26 protein-coding genes are annotated in these 25,629 nt (G+C 64.6%); 11 read left to right on the forward strand and 15 right to left on the reverse strand.

All coding sequences use genetic code 11. The annotated features are described in order from the left end of the window. Window positions 1-58: 58 nt before the first annotated feature. Both U5919_RS07295 and U5919_RS07300 read left to right on the forward strand, forming a co-directional pair. Entirely contained in the window at window positions 59-652 is a 594-nt protein-coding gene (locus tag U5919_RS07295) for a class I SAM-dependent methyltransferase (RefSeq protein ID WP_336023171.1), read from the forward strand. Window positions 653-757: 105 nt separating this feature from the next. Next, window positions 758-1,180: a DUF3054 domain-containing protein gene (locus tag U5919_RS07300; RefSeq protein WP_336023172.1), complete on the forward strand. Its 423-nt coding sequence runs from the start codon at window positions 758-760 to the stop codon at window positions 1,178-1,180. Between the two features lie 13 nt (window positions 1,181-1,193). On the opposite strand, the gene U5919_RS07305 is transcribed toward U5919_RS07300, so the two are convergent. After that, a complete protein-coding gene (locus U5919_RS07305; RefSeq protein ID WP_345786331.1) occupies window positions 1,194-2,540 on the reverse strand; it encodes an MFS transporter in 1,347 nt (448 codons plus the stop codon). Between the two features lie 215 nt (window positions 2,541-2,755). Here U5919_RS07305 and U5919_RS07310 point away from each other — a divergent pair, with 215 nt between their 5' ends. Next, a complete protein-coding gene (locus U5919_RS07310) occupies window positions 2,756-2,998 on the forward strand; it encodes a DUF8015 family protein (protein ID WP_336023173.1) in 243 nt (80 codons plus the stop codon). 123 nt (window positions 2,999-3,121) lie between these two features. After that, window positions 3,122-4,120, forward strand: a complete 999-nt coding sequence (locus tag U5919_RS07315; protein ID WP_336023174.1) for an ornithine cyclodeaminase family protein — start codon at window positions 3,122-3,124, stop codon at window positions 4,118-4,120. Window positions 4,121-4,128: 8 nt separating this feature from the next. Here U5919_RS07315 and U5919_RS07320 read toward each other — a convergent pair whose 3' ends face one another. Beyond that, complete coding sequence (locus U5919_RS07320) at window positions 4,129-4,317, reverse strand: hypothetical protein (protein WP_336023175.1); 189 nt, start codon at window positions 4,315-4,317, stop codon at window positions 4,129-4,131. 81 nt (window positions 4,318-4,398) lie between these two features. Further along, entirely contained in the window at window positions 4,399-5,466 is a 1,068-nt protein-coding gene (locus tag U5919_RS07325) for an mRNA surveillance protein pelota (protein ID WP_336023176.1), read from the reverse strand. Window positions 5,467-5,769: 303 nt separating this feature from the next. Between U5919_RS07325 and U5919_RS07330 the strand changes: the two genes are divergently transcribed. After that, on the forward strand, window positions 5,770-5,988 hold the full coding sequence (locus U5919_RS07330; protein WP_336023177.1) for a hypothetical protein: 219 nt from the start codon (window positions 5,770-5,772) through the stop codon (window positions 5,986-5,988). A 298-nt stretch (window positions 5,989-6,286) separates the two neighbouring features. On the opposite strand, the gene U5919_RS07335 is transcribed toward U5919_RS07330, so the two are convergent. From U5919_RS07335 to rqcH, 3 genes are all read right to left on the reverse strand, one after another. Continuing rightward, complete coding sequence (locus tag U5919_RS07335) at window positions 6,287-6,985, reverse strand: DUF4013 domain-containing protein (RefSeq protein WP_336023178.1); 699 nt, start codon at window positions 6,983-6,985, stop codon at window positions 6,287-6,289. A gap of 111 nt (window positions 6,986-7,096) precedes the next feature. Continuing rightward, window positions 7,097-7,816: a DUF4013 domain-containing protein gene (locus tag U5919_RS07340; protein WP_336023179.1), complete on the reverse strand. Its 720-nt coding sequence runs from the start codon at window positions 7,814-7,816 to the stop codon at window positions 7,097-7,099. A gap of 140 nt (window positions 7,817-7,956) precedes the next feature. Then, window positions 7,957-10,113 (reverse strand): ribosome rescue protein RqcH, encoded by a 2,157-nt coding sequence (rqcH, locus tag U5919_RS07345; RefSeq protein WP_336023180.1) that lies wholly within the window; start codon window positions 10,111-10,113, stop codon window positions 7,957-7,959. A gap of 127 nt (window positions 10,114-10,240) precedes the next feature. On the opposite strand from rqcH, the gene U5919_RS07350 reads away from it, so the two are divergent. Both U5919_RS07350 and U5919_RS07355 read left to right on the forward strand, forming a co-directional pair. Beyond that, window positions 10,241-10,822 carry a DUF8114 family protein gene (locus tag U5919_RS07350; protein WP_336023181.1) on the forward strand — a complete coding sequence of 194 codons (582 nt, stop codon included), beginning with the start codon at window positions 10,241-10,243 and terminating at the stop codon, window positions 10,820-10,822. Continuing rightward, window positions 10,823-11,644, forward strand: coding sequence for an RNA methyltransferase (locus tag U5919_RS07355; RefSeq protein ID WP_336023182.1), 822 nt, complete (start codon window positions 10,823-10,825; stop codon window positions 11,642-11,644). It abuts the gene before it with no gap. 19 nt (window positions 11,645-11,663) lie between these two features. Here the strand turns inward: U5919_RS07355 and U5919_RS07360 are convergent, their stop codons facing one another. The 6 genes from U5919_RS07360 to U5919_RS07385 form a co-directional block, all read right to left on the reverse strand. Beyond that, the gene (locus U5919_RS07360; RefSeq protein ID WP_336023183.1) at window positions 11,664-13,598 is read right to left on the reverse strand and encodes a methyl-accepting chemotaxis protein; all 1,935 of its coding nucleotides are present in this window, start codon (window positions 13,596-13,598) and stop codon (window positions 11,664-11,666) included. An 83-nt stretch (window positions 13,599-13,681) separates the two neighbouring features. Further along, window positions 13,682-15,550: a Glu-tRNA(Gln) amidotransferase subunit GatE gene (gene gatE / locus U5919_RS07365; protein WP_336023184.1), complete on the reverse strand. Its 1,869-nt coding sequence runs from the start codon at window positions 15,548-15,550 to the stop codon at window positions 13,682-13,684. A gap of 95 nt (window positions 15,551-15,645) precedes the next feature. Further along, window positions 15,646-15,810: an HVO_2901 family zinc finger protein gene (locus tag U5919_RS07370; RefSeq protein WP_336023185.1), complete on the reverse strand. Its 165-nt coding sequence runs from the start codon at window positions 15,808-15,810 to the stop codon at window positions 15,646-15,648. Window positions 15,811-15,886: 76 nt separating this feature from the next. After that, entirely contained in the window at window positions 15,887-16,573 is a 687-nt protein-coding gene (locus U5919_RS07375) for a class I SAM-dependent methyltransferase (RefSeq protein WP_336023186.1), read from the reverse strand. After that, window positions 16,570-17,337, reverse strand: a complete 768-nt coding sequence (locus tag U5919_RS07380; protein ID WP_336023187.1) for a hypothetical protein — start codon at window positions 17,335-17,337, stop codon at window positions 16,570-16,572. Before U5919_RS07380 ends, U5919_RS07375 begins: the two co-directional genes overlap by 4 nt. Window positions 17,338-17,400: 63 nt before the next feature. Beyond that, window positions 17,401-18,810: a class II fumarate hydratase gene (locus tag U5919_RS07385; RefSeq protein WP_336023188.1), complete on the reverse strand. Its 1,410-nt coding sequence runs from the start codon at window positions 18,808-18,810 to the stop codon at window positions 17,401-17,403. A 123-nt stretch (window positions 18,811-18,933) separates the two neighbouring features. On the opposite strand from U5919_RS07385, the gene U5919_RS07390 reads away from it, so the two are divergent. Next, window positions 18,934-20,568, forward strand: coding sequence for a potassium channel family protein (locus tag U5919_RS07390; protein ID WP_336023189.1), 1,635 nt, complete (start codon window positions 18,934-18,936; stop codon window positions 20,566-20,568). A 48-nt stretch (window positions 20,569-20,616) separates the two neighbouring features. Here U5919_RS07390 and U5919_RS07395 read toward each other — a convergent pair whose 3' ends face one another. Continuing rightward, entirely contained in the window at window positions 20,617-20,874 is a 258-nt protein-coding gene (locus U5919_RS07395) for a BolA family protein (RefSeq protein WP_336023190.1), read from the reverse strand. Between the two features lie 283 nt (window positions 20,875-21,157). Further along, window positions 21,158-21,481 carry a ribbon-helix-helix protein gene (locus U5919_RS07400; protein ID WP_336023192.1) on the reverse strand — a complete coding sequence of 108 codons (324 nt, stop codon included), beginning with the start codon at window positions 21,479-21,481 and terminating at the stop codon, window positions 21,158-21,160. Between the two features lie 112 nt (window positions 21,482-21,593). On the opposite strand from U5919_RS07400, the gene U5919_RS07405 reads away from it, so the two are divergent. Both U5919_RS07405 and U5919_RS07410 read left to right on the forward strand, forming a co-directional pair. Then, complete coding sequence (locus U5919_RS07405) at window positions 21,594-22,541, forward strand: HhH-GPD family protein (protein WP_336023193.1); 948 nt, start codon at window positions 21,594-21,596, stop codon at window positions 22,539-22,541. After that, on the forward strand, window positions 22,435-23,712 hold the full coding sequence (locus U5919_RS07410; RefSeq protein WP_336023194.1) for a sensor histidine kinase: 1,278 nt from the start codon (window positions 22,435-22,437) through the stop codon (window positions 23,710-23,712). Before U5919_RS07405 ends, U5919_RS07410 begins: the two co-directional genes overlap by 107 nt. A 3-nt stretch (window positions 23,713-23,715) precedes the next feature. Here the strand turns inward: U5919_RS07410 and U5919_RS07415 are convergent, their stop codons facing one another. Further along, window positions 23,716-25,215, reverse strand: a complete 1,500-nt coding sequence (locus U5919_RS07415; protein ID WP_336023195.1) for a PAS domain S-box protein — start codon at window positions 25,213-25,215, stop codon at window positions 23,716-23,718. A gap of 139 nt (window positions 25,216-25,354) precedes the next feature. Between U5919_RS07415 and U5919_RS15995 the strand changes: the two genes are divergently transcribed. Then, a complete protein-coding gene (locus tag U5919_RS15995) occupies window positions 25,355-25,561 on the forward strand; it encodes a DUF8172 family protein (protein WP_486617189.1) in 207 nt (68 codons plus the stop codon). Window positions 25,562-25,629: the final 68 nt, after the last annotated feature.

Below are 25,629 nucleotides of genomic sequence, written 5' to 3' on the forward strand. Positions count from 1 at the left end.
GAAACCCAAGAGTCGAGTGGTTCGATAGGCCCTTTTCGCTCGGGATCGTACGGCTGGTATGGCCTCGCGCTTCGGTCCCGGCGACGTCCGCTTCTTCGATCGACTGGCGCGGCTCTACGACCTCGCGATGCCGCCCGCGCGGGTGCGGCCGCTCCGCGACGGGTTCGCCTTCGCCGACCGACCGATCGAGCGGGTGCTGGATCTCGCCGGCGGGACGGGGCGGGCCTCGCACGGATTCCGAGGGGTCGGCTTCGACCCCGTGGTCGTCGATATCTCCGCCGGGATGCTCGCCCGCGCCCGCGACGCGGGCCACGAGGTCGTCCGAGGCGACGTCGGCCGTCTTCCCGTCGCCGAGGACGCCGTCGACGCCGCAGTCGTCGTCGACGCGCTGCATCACCTTCCGGATCCCGAGGCGGGCCTGCGCGAGGCCGCGCGCGTCATCACTCCCGGCGGCGTTCTCGTCGTCCAAGAGTTCCATCCGCGGACGCTGCTCGGGAGCGCGTTAGTCGCCGGCGAGCGGGCCATCGGGTTCGACTCGACGTTCTGGACGCCCGAAGAGCTCTGCGCGGCGCTGTCTGACGCGGGATTCGAATCGCGGATCGTCCGCGAGGGGTTCGAGTACGTCGTTGTCGGGCGGGTTCCGCGGAAATAGGCCGTCGTTCGAGTCGAGCGTGTTTCTCGGAGCGACGCGGGTCGACGACGGGACACCGCGGTCGAAATTCGAGAAAGCCTTTAGGATGCGTCCGAATGCCCGTGTATGTCACCCTCTGAGGAGTCGTTCCTCTCGCGACGTATCGACGCCAGCGCCGCGCCGCTCGCCGTCGTCGACGTGCTGGCGCTCGCGGCCGTGCTCACGATCGGCGTCATCAACCACAACGGGGTCGAGTACCTCTCGACCGCACCGGTCGCGTGGCTCTTGACCCTCGTCCCGTTCCTCGTCGGCTGGGTGGTCGCAGCACCGCTCATCGGCGCGTACTCCGCCGGGGCGGCCGAGTCCTCGAAGTCCGCGATTCCGCTCGCGATCCGGGCGTGGGTCCCCGCGGCGATCATCGGGTTCGTACTCCGCGCGTCCCCGCTGTTCCCGGGGGGGTTTCAGCTCTCGTTCGGCGTCGTGATATTCCTCACCGGCGGGGTCGCGCTGGTCGTCGGCCGCTGGCTCTTCTTCCGACTCTTCGGGTAGGTTCGCGGGCGCGTCAGTTTCGTCGACCGCGACGACGCCGCAGCAGGTAGAGACCGACGCCGGACCCGACCGCACCGAACCCCGCCAGCGTCGCGAACAACACCGCTGGCGTGGCGTACGTCAAGAGGCCGCCGGCGATCGCCCCGCCGAGCGCCCCGACGCCGAACACGCCGAGGTACGTGAATCCGTAGGAAAGACCGCGCGTCCCCGCCGGAGAGTACTCCGCGACGGTCGCCTGATAGAGCGGTTGGACCAAGAAGAGCGCACAGCCGAGGACCGCGCCGACGACGAGCAGCGGCGTTAGACCGGCGTTCGCGGCCGGGAGGAAGACGACCGCGAGCACGGCCAGCAGTCCGAATCCGCCGACGAGTCCGGCCTCGACCGGAATGCGGTCGCTGAGCTTCCCCCCGATGTACTGACCCAGCACGCCGATCATCAACAGCCCCGAGTAGAAGTACCGCTCGGGGTTGATCGCGCGGTCGGATCCCGCCTCGACGCCGAGGGCGTCTGTCACCTCGACGGGGAGCACGGATGTCAGCGGGATGGGTTCGAATCCCGGGAGCGATTCGAGGAGGTTCGGCAGGAAGGTGAGCACGCCGCGGTAGTACAACCCCGACGCCATCACGACCACGAACACGAGTGCGAAGCCGCCGACGAACAGCCGTCGAGACTCGGTGACGAACTCGGCCAGCGAGCGGACGTTCGTCGACCCCCTGTCGTCGCCTCCGTCCTCGCCGTCCCCACCGTCGTTTCGGGTCGTCGCGGCGTCGACGGCGGCCGTTTCGTCGAACTCCGCGCGCATCGCGTATACGCCGGCGACGAGCGCTGGCACGGCCAGCATCATCGCCACGACGGTCCAGTCGACGAACAGCAGGAGAATGGCGGTCGCGAGCGGGCCGAGCCCCGTCCCGACGTTTCCGGCGATGCCGTGGTACGCGAAGCCCGTCCCACGCGCGGAGACGCCCTTCGAGAGGAGAGTGAGTCCTGCCGGGTGATAGACGCTCGCGGCGACGCCCCAGAGGAGCAACGCGACGGCGACGACCAGCAGATTCGGCGAGAGACCGAGGAGGACGAACGAACCCGCCATTCCGAACAGACAGAGCGTGATGAGCCGATCGGAGCCGATGCGGTCGACGAGCACGCCGCCCGGGAGCGCGCCGACGCCGAACAAGCCGTAGCCGACCGTCACGATCAGGCCCAGCGTCGCCTGTGTGACGGGAATTTCCGTGATGCCGAGCGACAACACGTCGAACTCGGTCAACCAGATCGATACGAAGATCGGTATCGAAAGCTCGTAGGTGTGGACCATCCCGTGGGCCAACGACACCAACGCGACGATCGACCGATCGTTCGAGTTCACGTTCGAACATCCGAACAGACGCAGTTCAACACTCCGATCTCGGACGACCCTCGAACGGATTTACCACCATCTTTTGCCATTTTTCCGTGCGAGAGGGACCCACGCACGGAAATTCAGCCATAAGTTATGGGTATCATTTACCGCTGTGATGCCACATATATCAGTCATTGATGGAAAACAATTATATGGCGTACTCCCGTAGTATGTAGTATATTATGACAGGGTACTACGACTACGTTCTCGGCCTGATCCCACTGACACTCTTCGGTCTCACCGGTGGACTCGTACAGACGAGCCTCTCGCTCACGCAGGCCGTCCCCATCGCGGCCGCCGTCGCCGCGGTCATCGTCGGTCACGCTCTGTTCGTCCGCGCGCCCGTGAACGGCAGCTCTCCCGCACACGCGGTCGCCGAGACGATGGACACGAGCGGCCCCACCCAACTGCAGAACGCGGACTGAACTCCCCGTTTTCGCTTCGTTTCGACTCGTCTGCTTTCGCTTCGTTTCGACCCGACCAATTTCGTGTGACCCCGACCGTCCGAGCCCCGCACGTTCTTACTGTTGGCCGTCGAATCCGCTCGTATGACAGAGACGCTGTTCCTGACGAGCGCCGACGTCGACGGGCTCGCGACGCCCGGAGAGTTCGTCTCGGCCGTCCGCGAGGGCTATCGACAGCGCGGCAACGGCGCGCCCGCCGAGCCGCGAACGAAGCTCACGAACGCCGATCCGCCGGGCTTTCTCACGACCTACGCGGCCGTGCTCCCGGAGACGGGCACGATGGGCGGCTATCTGTACTCCGCGGGCTTCGGGGCGAAAGACGCGTGGTTCACGACTCCGCTTTTCGACGCCGAGTCGGGCGCACCGATCGCGATGATCGACGGTGCGAGTATGAACCCGTTCAAGACGGGTGCGACGGGCGCGGTCGCGGCCGACGAGTTGGCGAGAGCGGGCGCCACGTCGGCGGCGATCATCGGCAGCGGACCGCAGGCACGCGGTCAGTTGCGCGCGTTGGCGACGGTGCGTGACCTAGAGACGGTGTGGGTGTATTCGCCGACGAAAGAGCACCGCGAGTCGTTCGCGGGTGAGATGGACCGCCGCCTCGGCGCCAGCGTCGCCGCTGTCGCCTCCGCCGCCGCGGCCATCGAGGACGCTGACGTCGTCGTGACTGCCACCAACGCCGACGAGCCGGTGTTCGACGGCGACGCGCTCGAACCCGGGACGCACGTGACCGCGATGGGCCAGTACGACCCCGCAAAGCGCGAACTCGATGCCACGACTATCGAGCGGGCGACGTACGTTCCGGACCTGAAAAAGCGGGCCCTGCAAGACGCCGGGTCGTTCCTCCACGCGCTGGAGGAGGGCGTCGTCGACGAGGATCACATCCATGGCGAGCTCGGCGACATCGTCGCCGGCAACGTCCCCGGGCGGCAGTCCGACGAGGAGATCACGCTATTCGACAGCGGCGGGACCGGCATCGAGACGGTCGCGGCCGCGACGCTTCTCTACGAGCGGGCCCGCGAGGAGGGCTTGGGACAGACGATCGACTTCGCGCCCGGGAGCGAGGCGCTGACCGGCGACTAACGGCACAGTTACGGTCGTGGTCCGGCGTACGTGTAATACGTGACCGCTCGTGCACACCGCGAACAGCCGCAGCTGTGGGTGCCGCTTCGCCCCGTCAGGGAATCGGGATGCGTGATCCGGATGTTGCGGTCGAACCGCTCCGCGAGGTCGTGGTAGCGATCGTACTCCTGCCAGAAGGACGAGGCAGCAGTCGACATATCAGTTGAGACGACAGACGAGCACTTAATCGTTGTTTGAGAGACAGTATCGTGTCGTGAGGGGCGATAAGAGGAATTGGACTACTGGAGTCGGTACCGCAGCAGCGCGGCGATGCCACCGAGGTTCCGCAACTGCTGGCCGGGGTCGAACTCGCCGGAGAATACCGTCACCTCGCCGCCCTGCCGTTCGACGGTCTGGATGACCTCGTTGACGTCGACGTCCCAGTCGCCGTCGCCCTGCCGCTCCTGTCTGAGGCGGTCGTCGACGACGAGCAGCGTTTCAACCGCGCCGAACTCCGCGGCCTCGGAGACTTCCTCGATCCCGTAGGCGACCTTCTCGCCGGTCGCGATACCCTCCATCAGGTCGTCGAGCAGTTCGGCCTCCTTTGAAATCCTCGTCTGAGTCTGCACCTCGTCGACTGCACCGCGCTTCAGCACCTCGTGAACCCCGCGGTCGCCGACGCTCGCGGTGTCGACGACGGTGATGAGATCCGAGACTTCGGGGTGATTCTCCGCGATGTAGTCCCGGGCGTCCTGCTTCGTGAAGCCCGGCCCCGCGAGGATGATCGCGTCGACGTCCATCCGCGCGAGCGCCTTACCCAACTCGGCGAACAGTTCGGAACGCGGCCGCGCGTACTCGCCCTTCCCGGTCGGCGCGGTAAAGGAGAAGCGCTCCTCGGTGCCGTACTGCGCGACGGTGTGGATGTGCGCTTCGCCCTCCTCGACGGTCGCGATGGCGACGTCGGCGTTCTCGGCGGCCTCTTCTGCGGCCTCGATGCGCTCGACCTGATCCGGCTTGAAGTGCTTCTCGATGGTGATTTCGTCGTGTTCCTCGACGTTCAGCGTGTGGTGGTGGCCGAGTTGGTCCTCCCGGGAGCAGTCGATGATCTCGCCGCCGACGCGCAGGCGGTTCGCGAAGCGCGCGAACTCGACGTCCTCGACGACGATCGTCACGAAGAGGTGTTCGCGTTGGCCGCCCGTGTCGCGGAGGTTCTCGTCGTCGCGCTGGATCCGGCGGGTGGTGTCGCCGGAGACGCGATCACCGGATTCGAGGATGTGTGAGAGGTGCCAGAGGTCGTCGACGTTCTCGGGGACCAGCGTCATCCGCTCGCGACCCTCCTCGCCGCGGCCGCGGCTCGAAATTCGCATACGATGTGGTCATCGGGGGAGGGAGAAAGGTGCTGCTATCCCACCTTTTTGACGCGGCGGGTTTCCTCGCGGCGCGTTGCGCCGCTACGGGAACCCACCGCGGAAAAACCTGGAGGGAAAAGCCGCCGAACTCGCGGCCTGCGGCCGCTCGTCGGCGGTGAACCGCTCGCTCACGGATCGCTCAGTACAGGCCGTGTACCTCGCATATCATAAGTCGACCAGCGAGTATCGATGGTGGAGGATTCACCATTACAAGATTTCGTTTCCCGAAAACGATTTTGCGCGGTGCGACCCAAGACAAATATGAACTGGGTCGCTATCGGCGTCGCACTCGCATCGTTCGGAGTTGCCGTCTATATTGTCAGCGACCCAATATCGCGGTCGGGTGTGTGGACGTCCGGCGACGAATGGGAAGAGAACCCCGAAAAGGCTCGTCAGAAGCATTATCGGTGGACGTACATATACGCTGCCGTAATTACTCTTCTCGGGCTCGTGTTTCTCCTCATCGGTTTCTCCGCGTAACGGGTAGCGTCGTTCATCGGATTCACAGACGGATTACAGGTCAACGATTGAGCGAATGGAGAGACCAGAATCCGGCGACCTTCCGGGCTCTTCGAGCCGCTCGGTCGCCGGTTCACTCGACGAAGGCGAGGCTAAGAGCCGACCAGCGGGAGGCTCGCAGTACTTTTGGTCCAGCTTTTGCGCTGCGGGCCGGCTTTGCCGGCCCTCGGCAAAAGCTGGGTACGCACGGCTACGCAACGGTTGTTTCACGGCCGACCGAAGTCGAATAAAACCAGAACCAGTAGTGAAACGAGACCGACTAGTACGCCGTCGCCGTCGAGTCGCCGCGCTTCTCCGCTAGTCCGTCGGCGAAACCGCGCCCGAACAGGTAGTACGTCACGACCTGCACGTAGAACAGGGCGAAAATACCGATGAGGACGACGCTGAGAAGGCTCGCGATCGTTCCGAGCACGAGGGCGACGATGATCGCGAGCACCCACGCGGTGAGGTACTCGATCGACGTCACGCCGGCGATGACCGTCGAGACGTCGAACGCCGCGGCGATGGAGTCCTCGCGGGCGAAGTTAGCGAACATCCCCGGCGCGACGTAGCCGAGAAGCAGCGCGAACGCGATGAAAAGCAGGAACCCGACGATGCCGAGCGCTCCGAAGACGCCGCCGACGGCGGCACCCGGATCACCGCCGGCTCCGCCCGCCGAGAGCAGCGATCCGGCTCCGAAGATCACCGCGACGACTCCCATCGCGAGGAAGACTATCAGTCCGACGACGATGTTCACCGCGAACAGTTTCAGGCCGTCGATGAGGAGGTCAGTCCAGTCGGTGAACTCCGGCGGATTGGGGTCGTCGTTTGTCACGCCGCGGAGCACGCGAACGTAGTATCCTTGAAGGAAGAATATCGGGATCACGAACACGGTTAAAAGGCTCAGTAAGCCGCCGATAAGGACCGTTCGGATCCAACTATCACCGTCGAGCGGGTACGAGAGGGCATCTGCGAGCATCGACTCGACCCACTGCACCCTGACAGGTAACTCTTGCGACAATCAATACGAATAATCGTCCTACGACGGGAACGGGACGAAAATAACCGTTCCGCGAAGCGACGAGTGCGCTCAGACCGCGGGCGACTCCCCCATCGCGTCGTCGTGTTCAGCCACCTCGACCTCGCGGAGTTCGCCCCACGCGTGACCGATCAGGTAGTACGCCGACACCGCGGCGTAGAAGCCGAGGAAGGCGGTGGCGATCTGTCCGAGAATCGGGATCGCATTCAGGACCCCGGCGATCAGCCCGGCCCCGAACAGGACCGCGATGCCCGACACCCACGCGGTGGCGTAGGTGCCCGACGTGAGGACGGGGCGGAGCTCACCGACCGAGAACGCCGAACCCATCCGGTCGGTCTCGGCGAACGCCGCGATGGCCGCGGGGATGACGTACGCCGCGAGGAGGCTCAGCACGAGCGCGAGCAGGCTCCCGAGGAGGACGCCGACCATCCCGAGGCCGATGAGGCTCCCGGACTCGGAACCGCCGCCGACGACGAAGGAGAGGATCCCCCCGCCGATGACGACCGCGGCGATGATCCCGGGGACGAGCCCGTAGACGAACGCGACGACGAACGCCTTTACGCCGTCGACGAGGAGGTTACCCCACTCGTCGAAGACCGGCGGGCGATCGTCATCGTGCATCGTTCCACGGACGACCCGGACCAGATAGCCGAGCACGAGGAACATCGGAACGACGAGGGCGCTCAGCAGGCTGAGGATACCACCGATGAGGACGGTTCTGACCCACCGATCCTCGTCTGTGCGAAGGTATTGTAACGACTCTTGTATCATTGTATTCACCGAGCGGGCCGTCAAACGCCGCGACGGCTGAGTTCGCTCAGGGTATCTCATACGTCGTCATCGGAGATAAACATATACTACATACCGACTCGTACGGATACCGTACGAAGTCTGTTCACGGTCCCGCGCCGCTATTCGTCGACCAGTTCGCTTCCGCCCGGCGGAAGGAACTCTTGGATCTTGTCGGGTGTCGCGACCTTCCGGAGGAACTTCTGATCGGCAAATCGGTCGCGGAACTTCCGATACAGCATCTTCGCGGCGTCGTTCTGGGCGTAGCGCCCCGGTCGAACCGTGATCGACGTCGCCACGCGCTCGTCGATCGCCGCGGGCGGTCCGCCGATCACGCGCGTCTCGCCTTCGCACTGAATGCCGATCGAGACCTCCGCGGCGACGTCTCTGAAGTAGGTCCGGTCGCCGCGGATGACGAACGACCCCTTCTCGATGTACTCGCCCGATTCTGGCGTCTTCGAGACCTGATCGGGCGTGACCAGATACGCCTCGCCGGCGAAGCGGCCCTGCTTCCAGACCGACGAGTACGACACGGCGAACTGCGCGGCTTCTTCCTTCGTCGACTCGGGGAACTCGACGGCCTCGGACGGCTCGGAGGGCCCCGTCGCCTTCACGATCGTCACCGGTCCGCCGTGCGCCTGCGTGTGGAAGAACAGGTCGTGTTTGTTCAGGTACTTGGTGACGATCTCCTCGTTCTGGTCGGCGTTGCGCCCGCCGATGACGAGAAATCCGTCGGAGGTGTGGAACCACCGGAAGCGCTCGTACCACTGCTCGGAGCTCCGAATCGGAATCGACTCCATCGAGAGCCAGTCGCGGTCTTCGAACTCGTCGTCCGCGCCAGCTTCGTCGTCCTCGTCGTCCTCGTCGTCGGCCTCCCACTCCTCGCGGCGTCGCTTGACCGCATCCAACTCCTCGCGAGTGTTCTCGATGGCGGTGAGTGCGCCCTCCTTCTTCTCCTCAATCCGCTTGGCCTCGGTGTAGAGCCGATCGGCGTTCTTCTCGACGCCGGTATCGACGACGACTTCGATCTCGATCCCATCGATTTCGATAGTGACGGTTCCGTCCGCGCCGTCGACGTCGACGACCGCCTCGGCCGCCGGAATGCCCTGTTCGGCTCCCGCCGCCAGCGTCTCGCGGATCTCGTCCCACGGCACGCCGCTCTCTCGCGCCTCCCGAACGGTCGAGAGCACCTCGTCGACGAGGTCGTAGTTCGCGTACAACAACTCGGCGCGACGGCGCTCGGTCTCGGCCTGCTGCTCGAAGCCCTCGATCGCGCCCTCCTGCTGGTCGATGATCCGCTTTTTCTTCTCGATCTCGGCCTCGAAATCCGGCCGACTGCTGCCGGCCTCCTCGGCGTCCTCCCCGTCGTCGAGTTCCAGCCGGAAGAAGTACTCGTCGAGCGCGTCGTTGAACGTGTCGTAGGCCTCGCTGTTGAGGCCCTTTCGCTCGTGTTCCTCCAGTGGGAACGGCGTCGCGTCGACGACCGCGCCGTCGTCGTCAGAAGTGTCGGCACCGCCCGCTCCGTCGGTGTCGTCGGTGTAGACGCGCGGGTCGAAGTCGCCGGATCGGAGTCGCGTCCGCAGTTCCTCGATCGCCCCGTGGAGCGCCCGATACTCGTCGTCGCCGGCTTCCTCGATCGGCGTCGTCTTCTCGACGCCAGCGCGGGTGCAGAGCTCCTCGGCGTAGAGACCGCCGAGGTTCAACTGCGTCGCGAGCGTCCGCACGACGTCGGTGTCGGAGTCCTCCATATTCCGCGCGAACGCCTCGTAGCTCACGGTGAGCGGGTTGAGCCGCGAGGCGGGGAACTCGTACTGCGAACCGGGCGCGACGGTTCGGGACTTCAATCGCACCGTTTCGAGGCTCTGGACGACCTCGCCGGTCTCGTCGAGAACGGCGACGTTGCCCTGTCCGAACAGTTCGACGACCAGTCTGGTGTTCTCGTCGTCGCGCTCGAACTCGAAGACGAGGATGCGGTCGAACTCGAACTGCTCGACGCCCGCGAAATCCGCCCCCGAGAGTCGGTTCCGGAGCATCATCGCGAAGTTCGGCGGGCGGCCGGGCGCGTCGGGCACGCGCTCCGGGTCCACGAGATGCGCCCGTTTGACGTCGCCGACTTCGAGGAACAGTTCCACCCGGCCGCGGTCGAAATCGCGCATCCGGAAGCGGAGCAGGTCGTCGCCGTAGAGGTAGGCCTTGTCGACCTTCGCCCCCTCGTACCGGTTCAGTTCGGTGACGAGGGCGGCCAGATCGACGCTCGTGAGCTCCCGCTTCGGGTCCATACCCCTCCGTTCTCGCGGGGGAAGGAAAAGCCGCACGTTCCGAGGCGCAGTGGCACGCTTGTCTCCACTGAGGTCCCGGGCCGCCGAGACACGCTCTTTTTATTCACAGGGGCGCTAGCGTCCGCTAATGGCCAAAGTCAGCATCGGTCTCCGCGGCTGGCGATTCGACGAGAAGGAGGTGTTCACCGACGAGGGGGAGTTCCGTCCGCTGGATTCGGTGACCGACGAGACGCGAAAGCGACTCATCCGCCTCACCTATCTGCAGGAGAAGCCCTGCGACGCGTGTTACCTGCTCCACGGCGAAGCCGAGAAGCGCCGCTGCAATCAGGCGGAGATCGTCTACGGCGAGCCGATGGAGGAGGTACTCCTCTGCTCGGAGCACGAGGCCGACTTCCTCTACTGGTTCCGCGAGGAAGACGGCTCCGAAGCCGCCGGGACCGAAACCTTTCGAGATCAGTTCCACGAGTGGTTCCTCGACGGCGACCGCGCGCCCGACGGCTACGGCGGGCTCGAACACGTCGACACCGACCCCGACACGCTCCCGACGCCGCCGGACCCCGCCGAACTGAATCGACGACTCAACGAAGAGTACGAGGGCGAGCGCAAGCGGATCGACCTCCGGACCGGGGAGATCACGACCGTCGACGACGAGGACGACTCGCCCTCGCTCGGTGACGTCGACCTCGGCCGAGAGTATCCAACAAAGTAGATGTCGGCCGCTGACTCGGACCCCTCTGACCCCGACGCGCGAAACCGAAAGCCGGTCGTCGTCGTCGTCGAACCCGAGACGCCCGGAAATATCGGTACGATCGCTCGCGCGATGAAGAACTTCGGGCTCTCAGAACTGAAGCTCGTCGACCCGCCGGAACTCTCCAGAGACAGTGACGCGTACGGCTTCGCCGGACACGCTCGCGAGGACGTGCTACCGAACGCCGAGGAGGTGACGCTCGATGAAGTCGTCGACGACTACCATACGATCGGGACGACGGCGATCACCAACGAAGATAGTCGAAAACACGTCCGCTTTCCGTTCAAGACGCCGGTCGAGGTGCGCGAGAGCCTCGAAACGGTCGAAACGCGGACGGCGCTGGTGTTCGGTCGCGAGGGGACAGGCCTCGACAACGAGGAACTCGAACGGCTCGACGAAGTGTGTTCGATCCCGGCGAGCGGCGAGTACCCGGTCTTGAACCTCGGACAGGCCGCGACGATCCTCTTTTACGAACTCCGACCGCTGACCGTTGAGGAGTACCAGCTTCCGGACGTCGAACGCGAGCGCGCCGCCGAGGCCGACATCGACCGCTTCTACGACTTCTTCGAGACGTTCCACCGCTCGATCGACGGCCGCGAGCACAAACGCGAGAAGACGTCGGTGATGATGCGTCGTCTCCTCGGGCGCGCACACCCCACCGAGCGCGAAATCACCACGCTCACCGGTATTTTCAGGCGCGCGAACGACCTGCTGGAGGATCGAACGTTCGGCGATCACGTGGACGAAGAGCCCGAAGAAGTGCGCGAGAGTCCGAACGACTAGTCGACAGGAAAGAACGCGGCTACTCGAACTCGAACCGTCCGCCGTCGCCGAACGCCACGTCGGACTCCGGGCTTTCACTCGGTCGCTGCGGCACCGATCCCGTCCCCGACGACGCGTCGCTCCCGTCGCTCACCTCGAATGCCCCGACGAGCGTCTGCAGTTCTTCGGCCTGTTCGGCGACGGACCTGACGTTCGAGCTCACCTGTGCGAGCGAGGAGGCCTGCTCTTCGGCGGCCGCGGAAACGCTCTGTGCCTCGCCCGCCGTCGTCTTGCTGATCTCGGCGACGGCTTCGACCCGCGAGACCGCCTGTTCCGCGCTGACGGCCTGATCGTCCGTCGCGTCGCTGATCTCGTGGATGCCGCTGTCGGTCTCGTCGACGTTCGCGGCGACCTGCGTGAACGCATCGACGGCGGCCTCGACGGCCTCGACACCGTCGCGCACGTGCTCTTCCGCCCGCTGTGCCTCCTCGACGGTCGTCGCGGTTTGCGCCTGCGTCTCGTCGATGAGTTGTTCGATCTCGTTCGCGGACTCTTGGGTCTCCTCGGCCAACTGCTTGATCTCGTCGGCGACGACGGCGAACCCGTCGCCGGTGACTCCCGACCCCGATGCACCGACGCGCGCGGCCTCGATGTTCGCGTTCAGCGCGAGCAGGTTCGTCTGCTCTGCGACGTCGCTGATGAGCTCGACGATCTCGCCGATCTCGTCCATCCGCTCGTCGAGTCGTTCGACGTGATCGACCGTCGAATCGATGGCGGACTGGCCGCTGCGCGCGTCCGTGATCGCGCTCTCGGCTGTCTCCTCGCCCTCGGCTGCGACCCGCGCCGTCTGGTGGGAGGTCTGTGCGACGGTCTCCGCCGAGGAGGCGACCTCTTCGATCGTCGCCGAGAGGTCCGTCATCTTCCCGTAGACCTCTTCGAGCATCTCCCGCTGTTCATCGGTGCCGCTCGAAATCTCTTGGATCGCCTCGCTCACCTCCTCGCTTGCCCGTTTGACTTCGCCGGTCCCGGCGTCGGCCTCCTCACTGGCGTCTGTCATCTCGCGGGTGAACGACTGGATGTCTCGAACTGCAGTCTCCATCTCCTCGATCATCTCGTTGTACGCGGCGGCGATCTCGGCCATCGCCTCGCTCTCGCTCTCGGAGTCCAGTCGGACTGTCAGTTCGCCGTCGGCCGCGCGGGCCATCGCGGTACTGTAGTCGGCCGCTTTCGCTTCGAGGTGCTCGTTCAACTGCGCGGCCTCGCGCTCTCGGGCCTCGGCCTTCGCCTTCAACTCCTCCGCTTCCTCGGTCTCTGCGAGCCGCTTTCTTGCCTCCTCGCGGGAGCGTTCGATCGAGTACCAGTTCGTCATCAGCGCGGCGGCGAGCGCGAGTACGAACAGCGAGTGGATGCCCGCCCACACGAACGGGTTGTTGGCACCGGCGGCGTGGTTGTACACTTCGGCGGGGTTCAGCATTCCGAACACGCCGTGTTGGACCGCCACGTAAACGATTCCGACGAGGAAGGGGAGCCAGTCCTCGTACACGGCGACGACGCCCATCACGACGAAGAAGTGAAAGTGTGCTTCGATGTAGCCGCCGGAGAAGTACACCAAGATCGCAGACCCAGTCGCCAGTCCGACCGTCGCGAGCGTCGCCCGTTTGCGACGACCCAAGCGGGGCCAACTCGAAAGAAGTGCGAGCACGCCGAGAACGCCGGTCCGAAGCACGATCTGTGAGAGCTCCCGCCCGGGGATCGTCGCTCCCGTGAACGGGTCCGTTCCCTGGTACAGTCCCAGCGCGAACAGCAGCGGGATGTGTGCGACGAGCAGGAGGACGATGTTCCGATGCCGCCGCTTCCACCGCTCCTCGGGGATCGAGTACCCGCTCGGCGTATACCTGATGAGATCCCTGATCTTCCGTCGGACTTCGCTCTCTATACCGCGGACTCCCCCATCCGCGTTAGTCGCCCCAGCCATACCGTCCCGGCGGAGAGAGCGGATAAAACCGTTTGGTGCCAGCTATCACTCCGCGTAATCGGACGGACGCTGAGGTTCAACGATCAGGTCCGCTTTTGGATCTCTTCGCGGAGCACGTCGCTGACGATCTCGCCGTCAGCCTTCCCGCGGAGCGCACCCATCGCCTCGCCCATCAGGCCCGAGAAGGCGGCCATTCCCTCCGCTTCGACCTGTTCGGAATTGCGCTCGACGACCTCGACGACGGCCTCGCGAACGTCGTCCTCGGAGACTCCGGAGAGGCCGGCTTCTTCGACCGCCGCAGAGGCGCTCATCTCGGGGTTCTCCGCCAGCGTCGAGAGCACGTCGCCGACGCCCTCCTTGGCCAACTCGCCGTCCTCGACGAGGTGCATCACCGCGAGCAGCTGCTCGTCGGTCAGGTTCTCGACGGCGACGCCGTCGCGGCGGAGCTCAGTCAGCGTCGACTCCAACAGGCCCGCGGCGAACGTCGCGTCGATGCCGTCGTCGACCGCGCGCTCGAACAGCGGCATCCGACGACCGTACGCGACCTGCTCTGCGAGTCCGGCGTCGAGGTCGAACTCCGATTGGTACCGGTCGACCTTCTCGGTCAGGAGCTCCGGCGTCTCGACCTCCGAGGGGTCGAGTTCGACCGGCGGCACGTCGGTCTCGGGGTACATCCGCGCCGCGCCCGGGAGCGGGCGGAGGTACCGCGTCGTGCCGTCGTCGTTGGCACCGCGGGTCTCCTCGGGAACGCCCGCGAGCGCCGTCCGCGCGCGATCGGCGGCCGCCTCGATGGCCAACTCCGCGGTCTCCGTGTCGTCGGCGACGATGGCGACGGCGTCCCCGTCGTCCGCGTCCACCGTCTCGCGCAGCGCTTCGACCTCCGCCTCGGTCACGCCGTAGGCGGGCAGTTCGTCGGTGTGGAAGATGCCGCCCGCGCCGTGGCGCTTGGCGTGGTCGGACAGCTCGGTCCCGAGGCGGCGGTCGGGCTGGATCTCGCGGCCGACGAGACCGTCGAATCCGTACAGCGGGACGGCCATCACCGTCCCGCCCCCCGAGAGCGCGCCGTCGATGACGCCGGAATCGGTGCCCTCGAACACCTCGGAAACGTCGACCGCGTCGCCGACGCTCGCGTCGCGCTCGGCCAGCTCCTCGCGGATGTCGAGCAGTGCGACCTGCCGGCCGACCTCCCGTCGGACGATCTCGTCGATCTGATCGAGCGCCTGCACGCCCTTGATCTCGACGCGCGCGCCCTCGGCGATCGAGACGTTCACGTCTTGGCGGATCGTCCCCAGCCCGCGCTTGACCGCGCCCGTCGAGCGGAGGAGCATCCCGATCGTTTCGGCGGCTTCCCGCGCCTGTTCGGGCGAGTCGATGTCGGGGCGCGTACCGATCTCGACGAGCGGGACGCCGAGTCGGTCCAGCGAGAACGTGACGCCGTCGTCGCGCTCTTCGACCCGCTGGGCGGACTCCTCTTCGAGCATCAGGTCTTCGACGCCGACGGGGCCGTCGCTCGTCTCGATCTCGCCGTCCTGGGCGATGAGCGACGTCCGCTGGAACCCGGAGGTGTTCGAGCCGTCGATGACGAGCTTCCGCATCACGTGCGCCTGATCGACCGGTTCCATATCGAGCAGGTTCGCGATCTGCAGCACGACTTCGCGGGCTTCGGCGTCGAGTCGGTGCGGCGGCTCGTCGTCTTCCTCGACGAGGCAGGTCGAATCGTACGCGAGGTACTCGAACTCGCGGTCGACGCGGCTCTCTTCGAGGGCGGCCTCGTCGAGCTCGCCGAGCTCGCTCTTCGTCGGGTGGAGATAGCGCGTGAACGAGCGCGTCGCCGACTCGGGGTCGCGGGCGTCGGTCGGACACTGACAGAACAGCTTCGTCGCAGTGTCGAGTTGCTGGTGGATTTCCAGCCCCGCGACGAGGCCGAGATCGTCGTAGTCGTAGGCGGTCATTATGAGAACGTGCGCCGCCCGGCGTAAAAAATGATTCAGTCCGCGTCGACGGCGACGACTCGCGAGCGGCGGCCCAGAATTACAGCCGGTCCAGACTACAGCCGCCGGAGCCCGTCGCCGATGCCGCTGGCCCCCTCACATTCGGGGCAGGCGTAGTGCCAGCCGTCGGTCGTCGCTTTGCCTTCGGGGAACGTCGCCCCGCAGTGCCGGCATTCGAGGAGGTCGCGACCCTGGTCGCGACTGTACTGAAGACCCTGCATACGTCGGATTTCGACGGATCGAGCTATCAACGTATCGGTTCGCGAACGCAACCGATGGCTCCGCTCACGATAGCTCCTACGAGTACCCGGCGTGCAGTCGGATCGTACCGAACACGTAATCCCGAGAGACGACCCGATCCAGACAGTCCGCGAGCGCGCGGCGGCACGCCTCCGTGCGTTCGGCGAGTTGGCAGAGCGGATCGCCAACCTCGAAATCGAACAGCCGGGCGTTCATCCGGGCGAACGCGCGCAGGGCGGCGTTAGCGACGCGACCGCCGTGCGGGGCGAAGTTGGCGACGACCACGGCGTCCGCGAGTTCGCACCACCGACAGACGACCGCGTACGGGTCCGGAAACAGCGACGTGACGAACGTGGCGAGCACGCCGTCGGCCCGCGAGATCGGCGGCCGCGTCGCGTCGCCGCGAACGACTGAGACGTTCGTCCAGCCGCGTCGCTCGATGAGTCCCCGCGCCCGTTCGAGCATCGGCTCGGTGACGTCGACGCCGACGACCCGCCCGTCGGGGCCGACAGCCTCCCGAAGCGCGGGGAGGTTGACGCCGGGACCGCAACCGAAGTCGACGGCGGTGTCGCCCGGTTCGAGATCCAGCGCCGCGACGCAGCCGGCGCGGACGCCGCCGATCGACGCCGTCGCTCGCGCGAACCAGTCGTAGACCGGTGCCCACGAGCCGTACTCGCGCATAATCCGGCGGGCCGATTCGGGGTCGAACGAGGGGCGGTCCTCGCTTCCGTCGGACGGGTTCACGGCCGCACCCCGACCTCCTCGGGCGACGTCTTCGGCCACCACTGCCGGGGTCCGTCGTGGGCGACCGACGAGTAACACTGCTCGGAACCGGCGCAGCCACGCGGCCGCTGATAGTCGATGCCGCGCGTTTCCAAGTAGGTCACGTACCCGTCGTCGACGCGGTCGAGCTTCTCGTGACAGACCCACCGCTTCCCGCACGCACCGGCCGCGACGTTCCGGTACGGGCAGGTGAACGCGGTCCGCTCGGTCCCGTCCTCCGACTCGGTCGCGTCGATTCGCACGCCGACGGTCCGGTACGCCGCGCGCAACCGCCGGACCACCTGTTCGGGCGAGGACGCCCCGAGAAACAACACGTGCGCCAGTCCGTACCCGAAGTCGTGGAGGAGGCGTTCGAACGGGGACAGCGAGCCGCGAGAGTCAGCCAACAGCGCCCGCAAGTCCGCGTACCACGTCGAGACCGCAGCCACCGAATCGAGCGTCTCGGCCGCGCTCGCGAGCGCGTCTCGCCGCTGCGTCAGCGGGGTCGCTCCCTCCGAGAGTCGGAACGACGGCACCGATTCGACGTGTTCGAGCACCGATTCGCGGAGGGCCTCACCGTCGGCGTACGCCGCCGACCGACGCTGTAGCTCTCGGTACCAAGAACCGGCTATCGCGCTGTACGTGCCGTCGAGAAGTTCGTCAGCGCGCTCGAACTGCTCGGATTCGGGCGGCGTCGGAAAGCGATCGACGACGGCCAGCAGCTCCCGTGGCTTCGGACCCGTCATACACCCGTATACGAACGCACGGGCAAAAGCGTACGTTCGGTATCAGTCGTCTTCGGTTCGGCCTCAGTCGTCGCCGAGGATGCCGCGGTGGGTCATCGACTCGGGGTCGAGCACCTCGTCGGCCTCTTCCTCGCTGAGGTATCCCTTCTCGACGACGACCTCTCGGACCGTCTTGTCCTCTTTGAGCGCCGTCTTCGCGACTTCGCTGGCCTTGTCGTAGCCGATTGTCGGGTTCAGCGCCGTCGCGAGCGCCATCGAGCGCTCGACCTGCTCTTCACAGACTTCCTCGTTCGCTTCGAGTTTCGCGACGAACCGCTCTGCGAACACCTCGCTGGCGTTCGAGAGCAACTCGGCTGACTGGAGGAAGTTGTGCGCGAGCACCGGTTTGTAGAGGTTCAGGTCGATCTGCCCCTCGGCCGCTCCCGCGGCGACCGCGGCGTCGTTTCCGACGACCTGTTTGTGGACCTGATTGACCGCCTCGGCGACGACGGGGTTGATCTTCCCGGGCATAATCGAACTACCGGGCTGGTTCTCGGGCTGTTCGATCTCGCCGAGGCCGCTCCGCGGTCCCGACGCCAGAAGTCGGAGGTCGTTGGCGATCTTGTTCAGCGAGCCTGCGACCGTCCGGAGCGCGCCGTGTGCCTCGCTCATCGCGTCGTGAGCGGCCTGCGCCTCGAAGTGGCTGTCGGCCGGGCGGAAGTCGAGGCCGGTCTCCGCGGCGATGTAGTCGGCGGCGCGCTCGGGGAACTCCGGATGGGTGTTGAGCCCGGTCCCCACCGCGGTCCCGCCGAGCGCCAGTTCGCCGAGGTGGTCGCTGACGTTTTCGGCGCGGGTGATCCCCTTCTCGACCTGCGTGCGGTACGCGCCGAACTCCTGGCCGAGTCGAATCGGCGTCGCGTCCTGCAGGTGGGTCCGACCGGTCTTGACGACGCCGTCGAACTCCGCCTCTTTCGCCGCCAGCGATTCGGCGAGCGTTTCGAGCGCCGGAATCAGGTCCTTCTGAACCGCTTCGAGCGCCGAAACGTGCATCGCGGTCGGAATCACGTCGTTCGAGGACTGCCCGAAGTTGACGTGGTCGTTCGGGTGGACGACGCGGTCTCCGATCGACTCGCCCATAATTTCGGCGGCGCGGTTGGCGATCACCTCGTTGGCGTTCATATTCGAGGACGTCCCGGAGCCCGTCTGGAAGACGTCGACGGGGAACTGCTCGTCGTGCTCGCCGGCGATGACTTCGTCTGCGGCCTCGACGATGGCGTCCGCGACGTCGTCGTCGACGAGGCCCAAGTCGCTGTTCGCCTGTGCGGCCGCCTTCTTAACGACCCCGAGCGCCCGGACGAACCGGCGGCCGAACGCGATCCCCGAGATCGGGAAATTCTCGACCGCCCGTTGGGTCTGTGCGCCCCAGTAGGCGTCTCTCGGCACCTGCATCTCTCCGAGGCTGTCCCGCTCGATGCGGTACTCGTCGTCGGACATATCCGAATCGACGAGCGGCCGGCGCGTAAAACCCGTCGGTTCGACGCTCGCCTTCGGGACGCCGAGAGACCCGTCAACGCGGAGCCAGACGGTTTAAGCTACTGCGCCGACAGGCGTTGAAGCGTGAACACGTGGAAACGACGCGTCGTCGGATACGCCGGCTTTCTGGTCGGAGTGATGTTTCTCACGGCGCTCGGATACCAGTGGGGAATGCGGGCTTACGAGTCGGATCCGGTCTCGTTTCTGCATTCTCTGCAGGTCGTCGTCGAGATGTTCACGACGACCGGGTTCGGCGGCGACTCGCCGTGGGAGAGCCCGCAGATGAACGTCTTCATCATCGTGATGGACCTCGTCGGAATGGCACTCCTCTTCGGGGCGCTGCCGGTGTTGGCGACGCCGTTTCTGGAGGACGCCTTCTCGACGACGATTCCGACGGCCGTCGACGAGGCGCTCTCCGACCACGTCGTGATCTGCACGTACACGCCGCGAGTCGACGCTCTCACCGCCGAGCTCGACTCCTACGACGTGCCGTACGTGATCGTCGAACCCGATCGCGACACGGCCTCGGCGCTCTATGAGGACGGGCACCGCGTGATTCGGGCGAACCCCGAGTCGACGGAGGGCCTCTCGAACGCCCGTCTGTCCGACGCCCGGGCGCTCGTCGCTGACGGCGACGATCAGGTCGACGCGAGCATCGTTCTCGCCGCGAAGGAAGTAGCGGAGGACGTCTCGGTCCTCAGCGTCGTCGAGGAACCCGATCGGTCGAAGTATCATCGGCTAGCCGGGGCCGATCAGGTTCTGTCGCCGCGGTCGCTGCTCGGGGAGAGCCTCGCCGCGAAAGTGACGGCATCGCTCCGGGCGGAGATCGACGAGGCGATCGAGATCGGCGAGCACCTCGAACTCGCGGAAGTGCCGATCCATCACGGGAGTCGCCTCGCCGGGAACACGCTCGCAGAGAGCGGGATCAGAGAGAAGACCGGCGTCAACGTGATCGGCGCGTGGATCAACGGCGAGTTCAATGCGGTTCTCTCCCCCGAGGAATCCCTGCCCGCGGGAACCGTGCTGTTCGTCTCGGGGCGTCCAGCGCAGCTGGATGCGCTCGTTTCGATGACCCGAGCGGGCATCCGACACTTCGGGACGGGAGAGACGATCGTCATCGGCTACGGCGAGGTCGGCCGGACGGTCACCGCCGCACTCGACGACGCCGGTATCTCGCACACGGTGGTCGATCTGGTGGAGAAAGGCGGTGTCGACGTCGTCGGCGACGCGACCGAACCCGAGACGCTCGTCGAAGCGGGGATCGAAGACGCGCAAACGGTCGTGCTCGCGTTGTCCGACGACACCACGACCGAGTTCGCGACGCTCGTGATCCGCGATCTGGTCCCCCAAGCCGAAGTCGTCGCCCGCGTGAACGAGAGCGGGAGCATCCCGAAGACGTTCCGCGCCGGCGGCGACTACGTGCTCTCGCTGGCGACGGTCACGGGTCGGATGATCGCATCGCGCGTGCTGGAGGGACGGGATGTGCTCTCCTTGGACCAGCAGGTCGAGGTCGTCCGAATGGAGGCACCAGCGATCGTCGGGCAGGCGGTCGGCGACGCCGACGTCCGAGCGAAAACCGGCGCGACGATCGTCGCCATCGAGCGGAACGGTGACGTCGTCACCGACGTCGGGCCGCAGACGGAGATATTCGTCGACGACAGCCTCGTCGTTGCCGGTACCGACGAGAGCGTCCGGGAGTTCGAGCGGTACTTCGGCTAGCGCCCTCGGAGACAGACGGTACAGAGGTTCCGTTCTCGATCGACGTCGCTACCGACCTTCGTACTCCTCGGGCGTGAACGTCTTCATTTCGAGCGCGTGGATCTCGGTCGTCATCGCGTCGCCGAGCGCGTCGTAGACCAGCTGGTGCTGTTGGACGAGCGTCTTTCCCTCGAACGCCGGCGAGACGACCACGGCGGCGAAGTGGGCGTCTTCGTGGTCTTCGTCGGGAACGCGCGGGAGCGTGACCGTCGCCTCGGCGTCCGGAATTGCCTCCTCGATCCGTCGTTCGACCTCGTCAGTGTCCATACCTAGTGTCGGTGACTCCGGGGAATAAAGCTCACCGCTCTGGAACCGAGTCGAAAGGGCGAGCAGTCGACACACCGCCGGCGACTCGCGACGACGTTCCTCTCCGCCATCGCTCGCGCTGTCGTCACCGCTTCCCGCGTCGACGTGCCGAGCAACCGCGAACGACGCGGGGCGAGCGTCAGATCACGGGGATGCTGGCCCCTCTTTCCTATATAAACGCTCGTCCGCGCGTCCAGCGCTTCCCCTGCGTGCTTCGGAGACGCTCACGTCTACTCGGACGTGCTTACATCTGGTATCGACGCTCGTCGTCGCGCGAAGGGTACTGGTCTTGGCCGGTCATCTCCTCGAAGGTCATCCCTGACAGATACTCGTCGTAGGTAACGTCGTACCCCTGTCGGAGGTGGAAATCGAGCGTCCCGCGGTCGACGGTCGTCTGGAACAGCAGGTGAACGGCGCGCCGCAGCAGTTCGTCGGTGTCATCGGTCCCGAACGCAGCCGCAAGCATCGCGAGTTCGTGGCGGGTTTCGCGATCGAGGGAGACTGACTGCTCCTCGTCGACGTCGCCGTAGGCCGCTTGTACGTCTTCCGTGAGTTCGTCGAGGCTCATACCTCAGTGAATCGAGCGACGGGGGCAAACGACTTTCGCCTCGGTATCGGGAGTGAACAGCACGCGAGCCGCGACCAGAATTCACAAATCCCAGCGGTCCCACGCTCCGGTAATGACTGACGGCGAGGGGCTGGCGATCGACGGGGACAACGTGGACCTCGACGCCGACGACGTCGATGCTGTCCGCGAGGCCCTGATCTCGTGGTACGAGGACGACCACCGCGCGTTCCCGTGGCGCGAGACCGACGACCCCTACGAGATCCTCGTCTCCGAGGTGATGAGCCAGCAGACGCAACTCGACCGCGTCGTCAGCGCGTGGCGGGACTTCCTCGATGAGTGGCCGACCGCCGGAGCCCTCGCCGCTGCCGAGCGCGCTGACGTCGTCGCGTTCTGGAGCGACCACTCGCTGGGGTACAACAACCGCGCGAAGTACCTCCACGAGGCCGCCCGGCAGGTGAGAGAGGAGTACGACGACGAGTTCCCGCGCACGCCCGACGAACTCTCCGAGCTGATGGGCGTCGGGCCCTACACCGCGAATGCGGTCGCGTCGTTCGCGTTCAACAACGGGGACGCCGTCGTCGACACGAACGTCAAGCGGGTGCTGTACCGCGCGTTTGCAGAAATCCATAATGCGGACGATCCGGACTACGAATCCGTTGCGAACGCGCTTATGCCGGCCGGAGAGTCCCGAATCTGGAACAACGCGATTATGGAACTCGGCGGCGTCGCCTGTGGGAAGAAACCGCGCTGTGACGAGGCGGATTGCCCGTGGCGCGAGTGGTGTCACGCCTACCAGACTGGTGACTTCACCGCACCCGACGTGCCCACCCAGCCGAGCTTCGAGGGGAGCAGGCGACAGTTCCGCGGACGGATTGTTCGACTCCTCGGCGAACACGACGAGATGGATCTCGACACGCTCGGCCATCGAATTCGCGTAGACTACACACCCGACGGTGAGCACGGCCGCGAGTGGCTTCGAGGTCTCCTTTCGGACCTCTCTGACGACGGTCTCGTCCAGATCGAGGAACGGAACGGTCAGACAGTTACTCAACTCCGGTAGTCTGATCGAACCCAATGATAGCGGTCCTGAGGCGGCTAATACGAGCCCGTTTCAGCGGCCTGTCTACCGGAGTCCAAATCTGCCGAGAATCGAGGAGGGACAAAGTACATCTCCTGAGGCGATTCTCGGAAGATTATTCGTACTTACACGCATAGTACGTACTACTCAAATGCCGGACCCCCCGACACAGATATCTCCCGGACAAGAGGCTATGGAGGCGCTTATTCAGAACTTTCCGAACGGTGTTCTCGTTCTCTTCGACGACGACTTGCGGTATCGTGTCGTCGGCCCCGAGGTCCTCCCGTTCTCGAAAATGGAGGCGACCGAACTCTTGGGTCAGTCCATTCACGACCTGTTTCCCGAACGCACCGCTAACCGTCTCGAACCAGAATTACGTGCGACTATTCGAGGCGAACCACGCTCTTTCGACATTGAGTACGACGACCGCGTTCACCACATCGAGACCAAACCCGCGGAGATCGACGGCGACACGTACGGTGTCCTCGCCACGCAGGACGTGACGCAGGAACGTGAAACTGCAACCGCGCTAGAACGACAGAACGAGCGCCTCGATCAGTTTGCGAGTATGATCTCACACGATATGCAGAATCCCCTCTCTATCGCTACCGGCCACTTGGAACTGTATCAAGAAACCGGTGACCCAGCGCATCTGACAAAGGTTGAAGAGACACTCACACGCCTCGACGACCTCACACAGGACCTCCTGACGCTCGCCCAGTCGAACGACGTTCCAGGTCCGTCTGAGACAGCGAGTCTCGACACAGTCGCACAGAGCGCGTGGGAAATGGTCGATACCCGTGACGCGACCTTGGAGGTTTCCGACCTCCAGATACGAACTGATCGCGGACAGCTACAGGCGCTCTTTGAGAATCTGTTCCGGAACGCAATTGGTCACGGCGGCGACGACGTCACGATTAGAATCGGCCCCATCGAGGACGGATTCTACGTCGAAGACACGGGAACAGGCATCCCCAAGGAGAAGCGCGAGGATGTCTTTGAGCACGGCTTTTCGACCGGATATGGTGGGAACGGTGTCGGTCTTACCATCGTCACTCGTATCGCCAAGCGCCACGACTGGTCGATTGAACTGACCGAAGAACAGTCCGGCGGCGCACGCTTCGAGTTTATCGACGTTGAAATTGTTGACTGACCGCTACGCGGGTGTCGTCGGTGCATCGACCGGTGCGAGCACGACACCGAATCCACGAAGTGTTCCTGCCGCCGTGTAACTTGCGACGATGGTCGTTGTGGCTGTGAACGTACTCTCATCGTCTCGCGTCCACTCCAGTTCTGCTGTGACTTCTCCGTCAGTCCGGGCAGATTCGATAAGTTCCTCTGCACGCTGTCCACCGGCCGTGTCTGGGGAGAGGAAAGCACCGAGATGTGTTCCGAGACAGTCCTCGACCGAATACCCGAGCACGTCTTCAGCTCTGTCGTTCCACCGGGTCACGTAGCCCTCATGGTCGAGGGTATAGAACGTGCTCGTAGCTGCTTCCTCAAAGAGGTAGTAGAACTCCCCGTGTTGCTTCGATGCTGCTCTCCGCTCTCGGGTGATGTCTTGGGCCGTGCACACGATGCTCCCACTCTCAGTCTGTGCCAAACGGTGATCAGTAATACGCCGATCTCCGTGCTTGGTGAGACGAACGGTTTCACCGCTCCAGTACCCAGTCTCTGCGACATCTGGAAGGATACGGTGTTCGAGCCGTTCCGCTTCCTCGTTGTGATAGAGCTGTTTCCACGACCGACCGACGAGCTCTGACCGCTCGTACTCAAAGAGCGTGGCGAACGCAGGGTTCACGTATGAGAACGTGCCATCAGGTTCAACGAGGCTGATCCCTTCAGTCGCAGTTTCGATGACGTGGAGCCCGTGGTCCTCCTTGTACTCCGTGATGTCTTGTACATAGCCAACGATCCTGACGACGGACCCGTCGTCACCAAAGATCGGTTTACTCTGTCCGCGCACCCACTGAAGCCCCTGCTCCGGATTCATCACACGGTACTCGATCTCGTCAGGGGCCCCATTCGCCAACTTCTCCATCGACTCTCTCGCCATTTTGCGGTCGTTCTCGTGGATGTGTTCGAGGAACACCTCAGGGGACTCATCGAGTGCTTCGACCGGGATCCCCCAGATATCCTCGAATGCGGAGTTGATGAAGAGTAATTCGCTCCAATCCCCAGTAAAACTGTACAGGACGTTTTCCGAGTTCTCTGCGAGTTCTGCGAACCGCTGTTTTGTCTCTCGGATCGAGTCCTGTGCGTTGTAGCTGGCGACGGTGTTTTTGATTCGGTTAGCGAGAATCGCATACTGACCGGATCCTGTTTCCTTCTGGAGGTAGTCAGTTACTCCAGCAGAGATCGCATCACTCGCAACTTCTTCGCTCCCCTTCCCTGTGTACAGAATGAACGGGATTCGAGGATGTGTTTCGCGGAGTGTAGTGAGAAAGTCAAGTCCAGATTGTCCAGGCATATCGTAATCTGAGACAACACAGTGATACTCACGTACTGAAAACATCTCTTGGGCTTCACTCACGCTCGTCGCTGATTCGACGACAAAGCGGTCGTCTTCCCGACGAAGATAAATTGCGGTGAGTTCCGCTAGCTCCGGCTCATCATCGACGTGGAGAACACGAATTTTGGGCGGAAGAGAGTCCATTGTGCACTTACAAGTAAATGTAGCTTCATAACTCCGCAGGATTTCCACCCTGAAACACAGCGAATGACTAGCGCGGTTTGAAGAAAACCATAATGCAGGCGATCCAGACTACGAAACCGTTGCGAACGCGCCCACCATTGTGCGGAAGAATAGCATCGAGAGCTTCTTGCAGAGTACGACGTCGATTTTACTTTCAGAAGCGTACGCGCACTATGGGGATGTGCACACCGAACTTTGTACGGACTTCCTCACTAAATCCGTCACCCGTGCTGAACACGACGAACTCGTCAGTACCGAAGGTATCGGAAAAACGGAGTTCGTCTCGTTCCTCGAAAAGGCAGAATAACCGCGTCAGTCCTGAAGGTCCGCGACAGTACGCCCAAGCTCCCGGGCATGTTCGCTCTCACTTACATC

The organism is Halobellus sp. LT62 (genome assembly GCF_037031285.1).
Lineage (GTDB): Archaea > Halobacteriota > Halobacteria > Halobacteriales > Haloferacaceae > Haloquadratum > Haloquadratum salinisoli.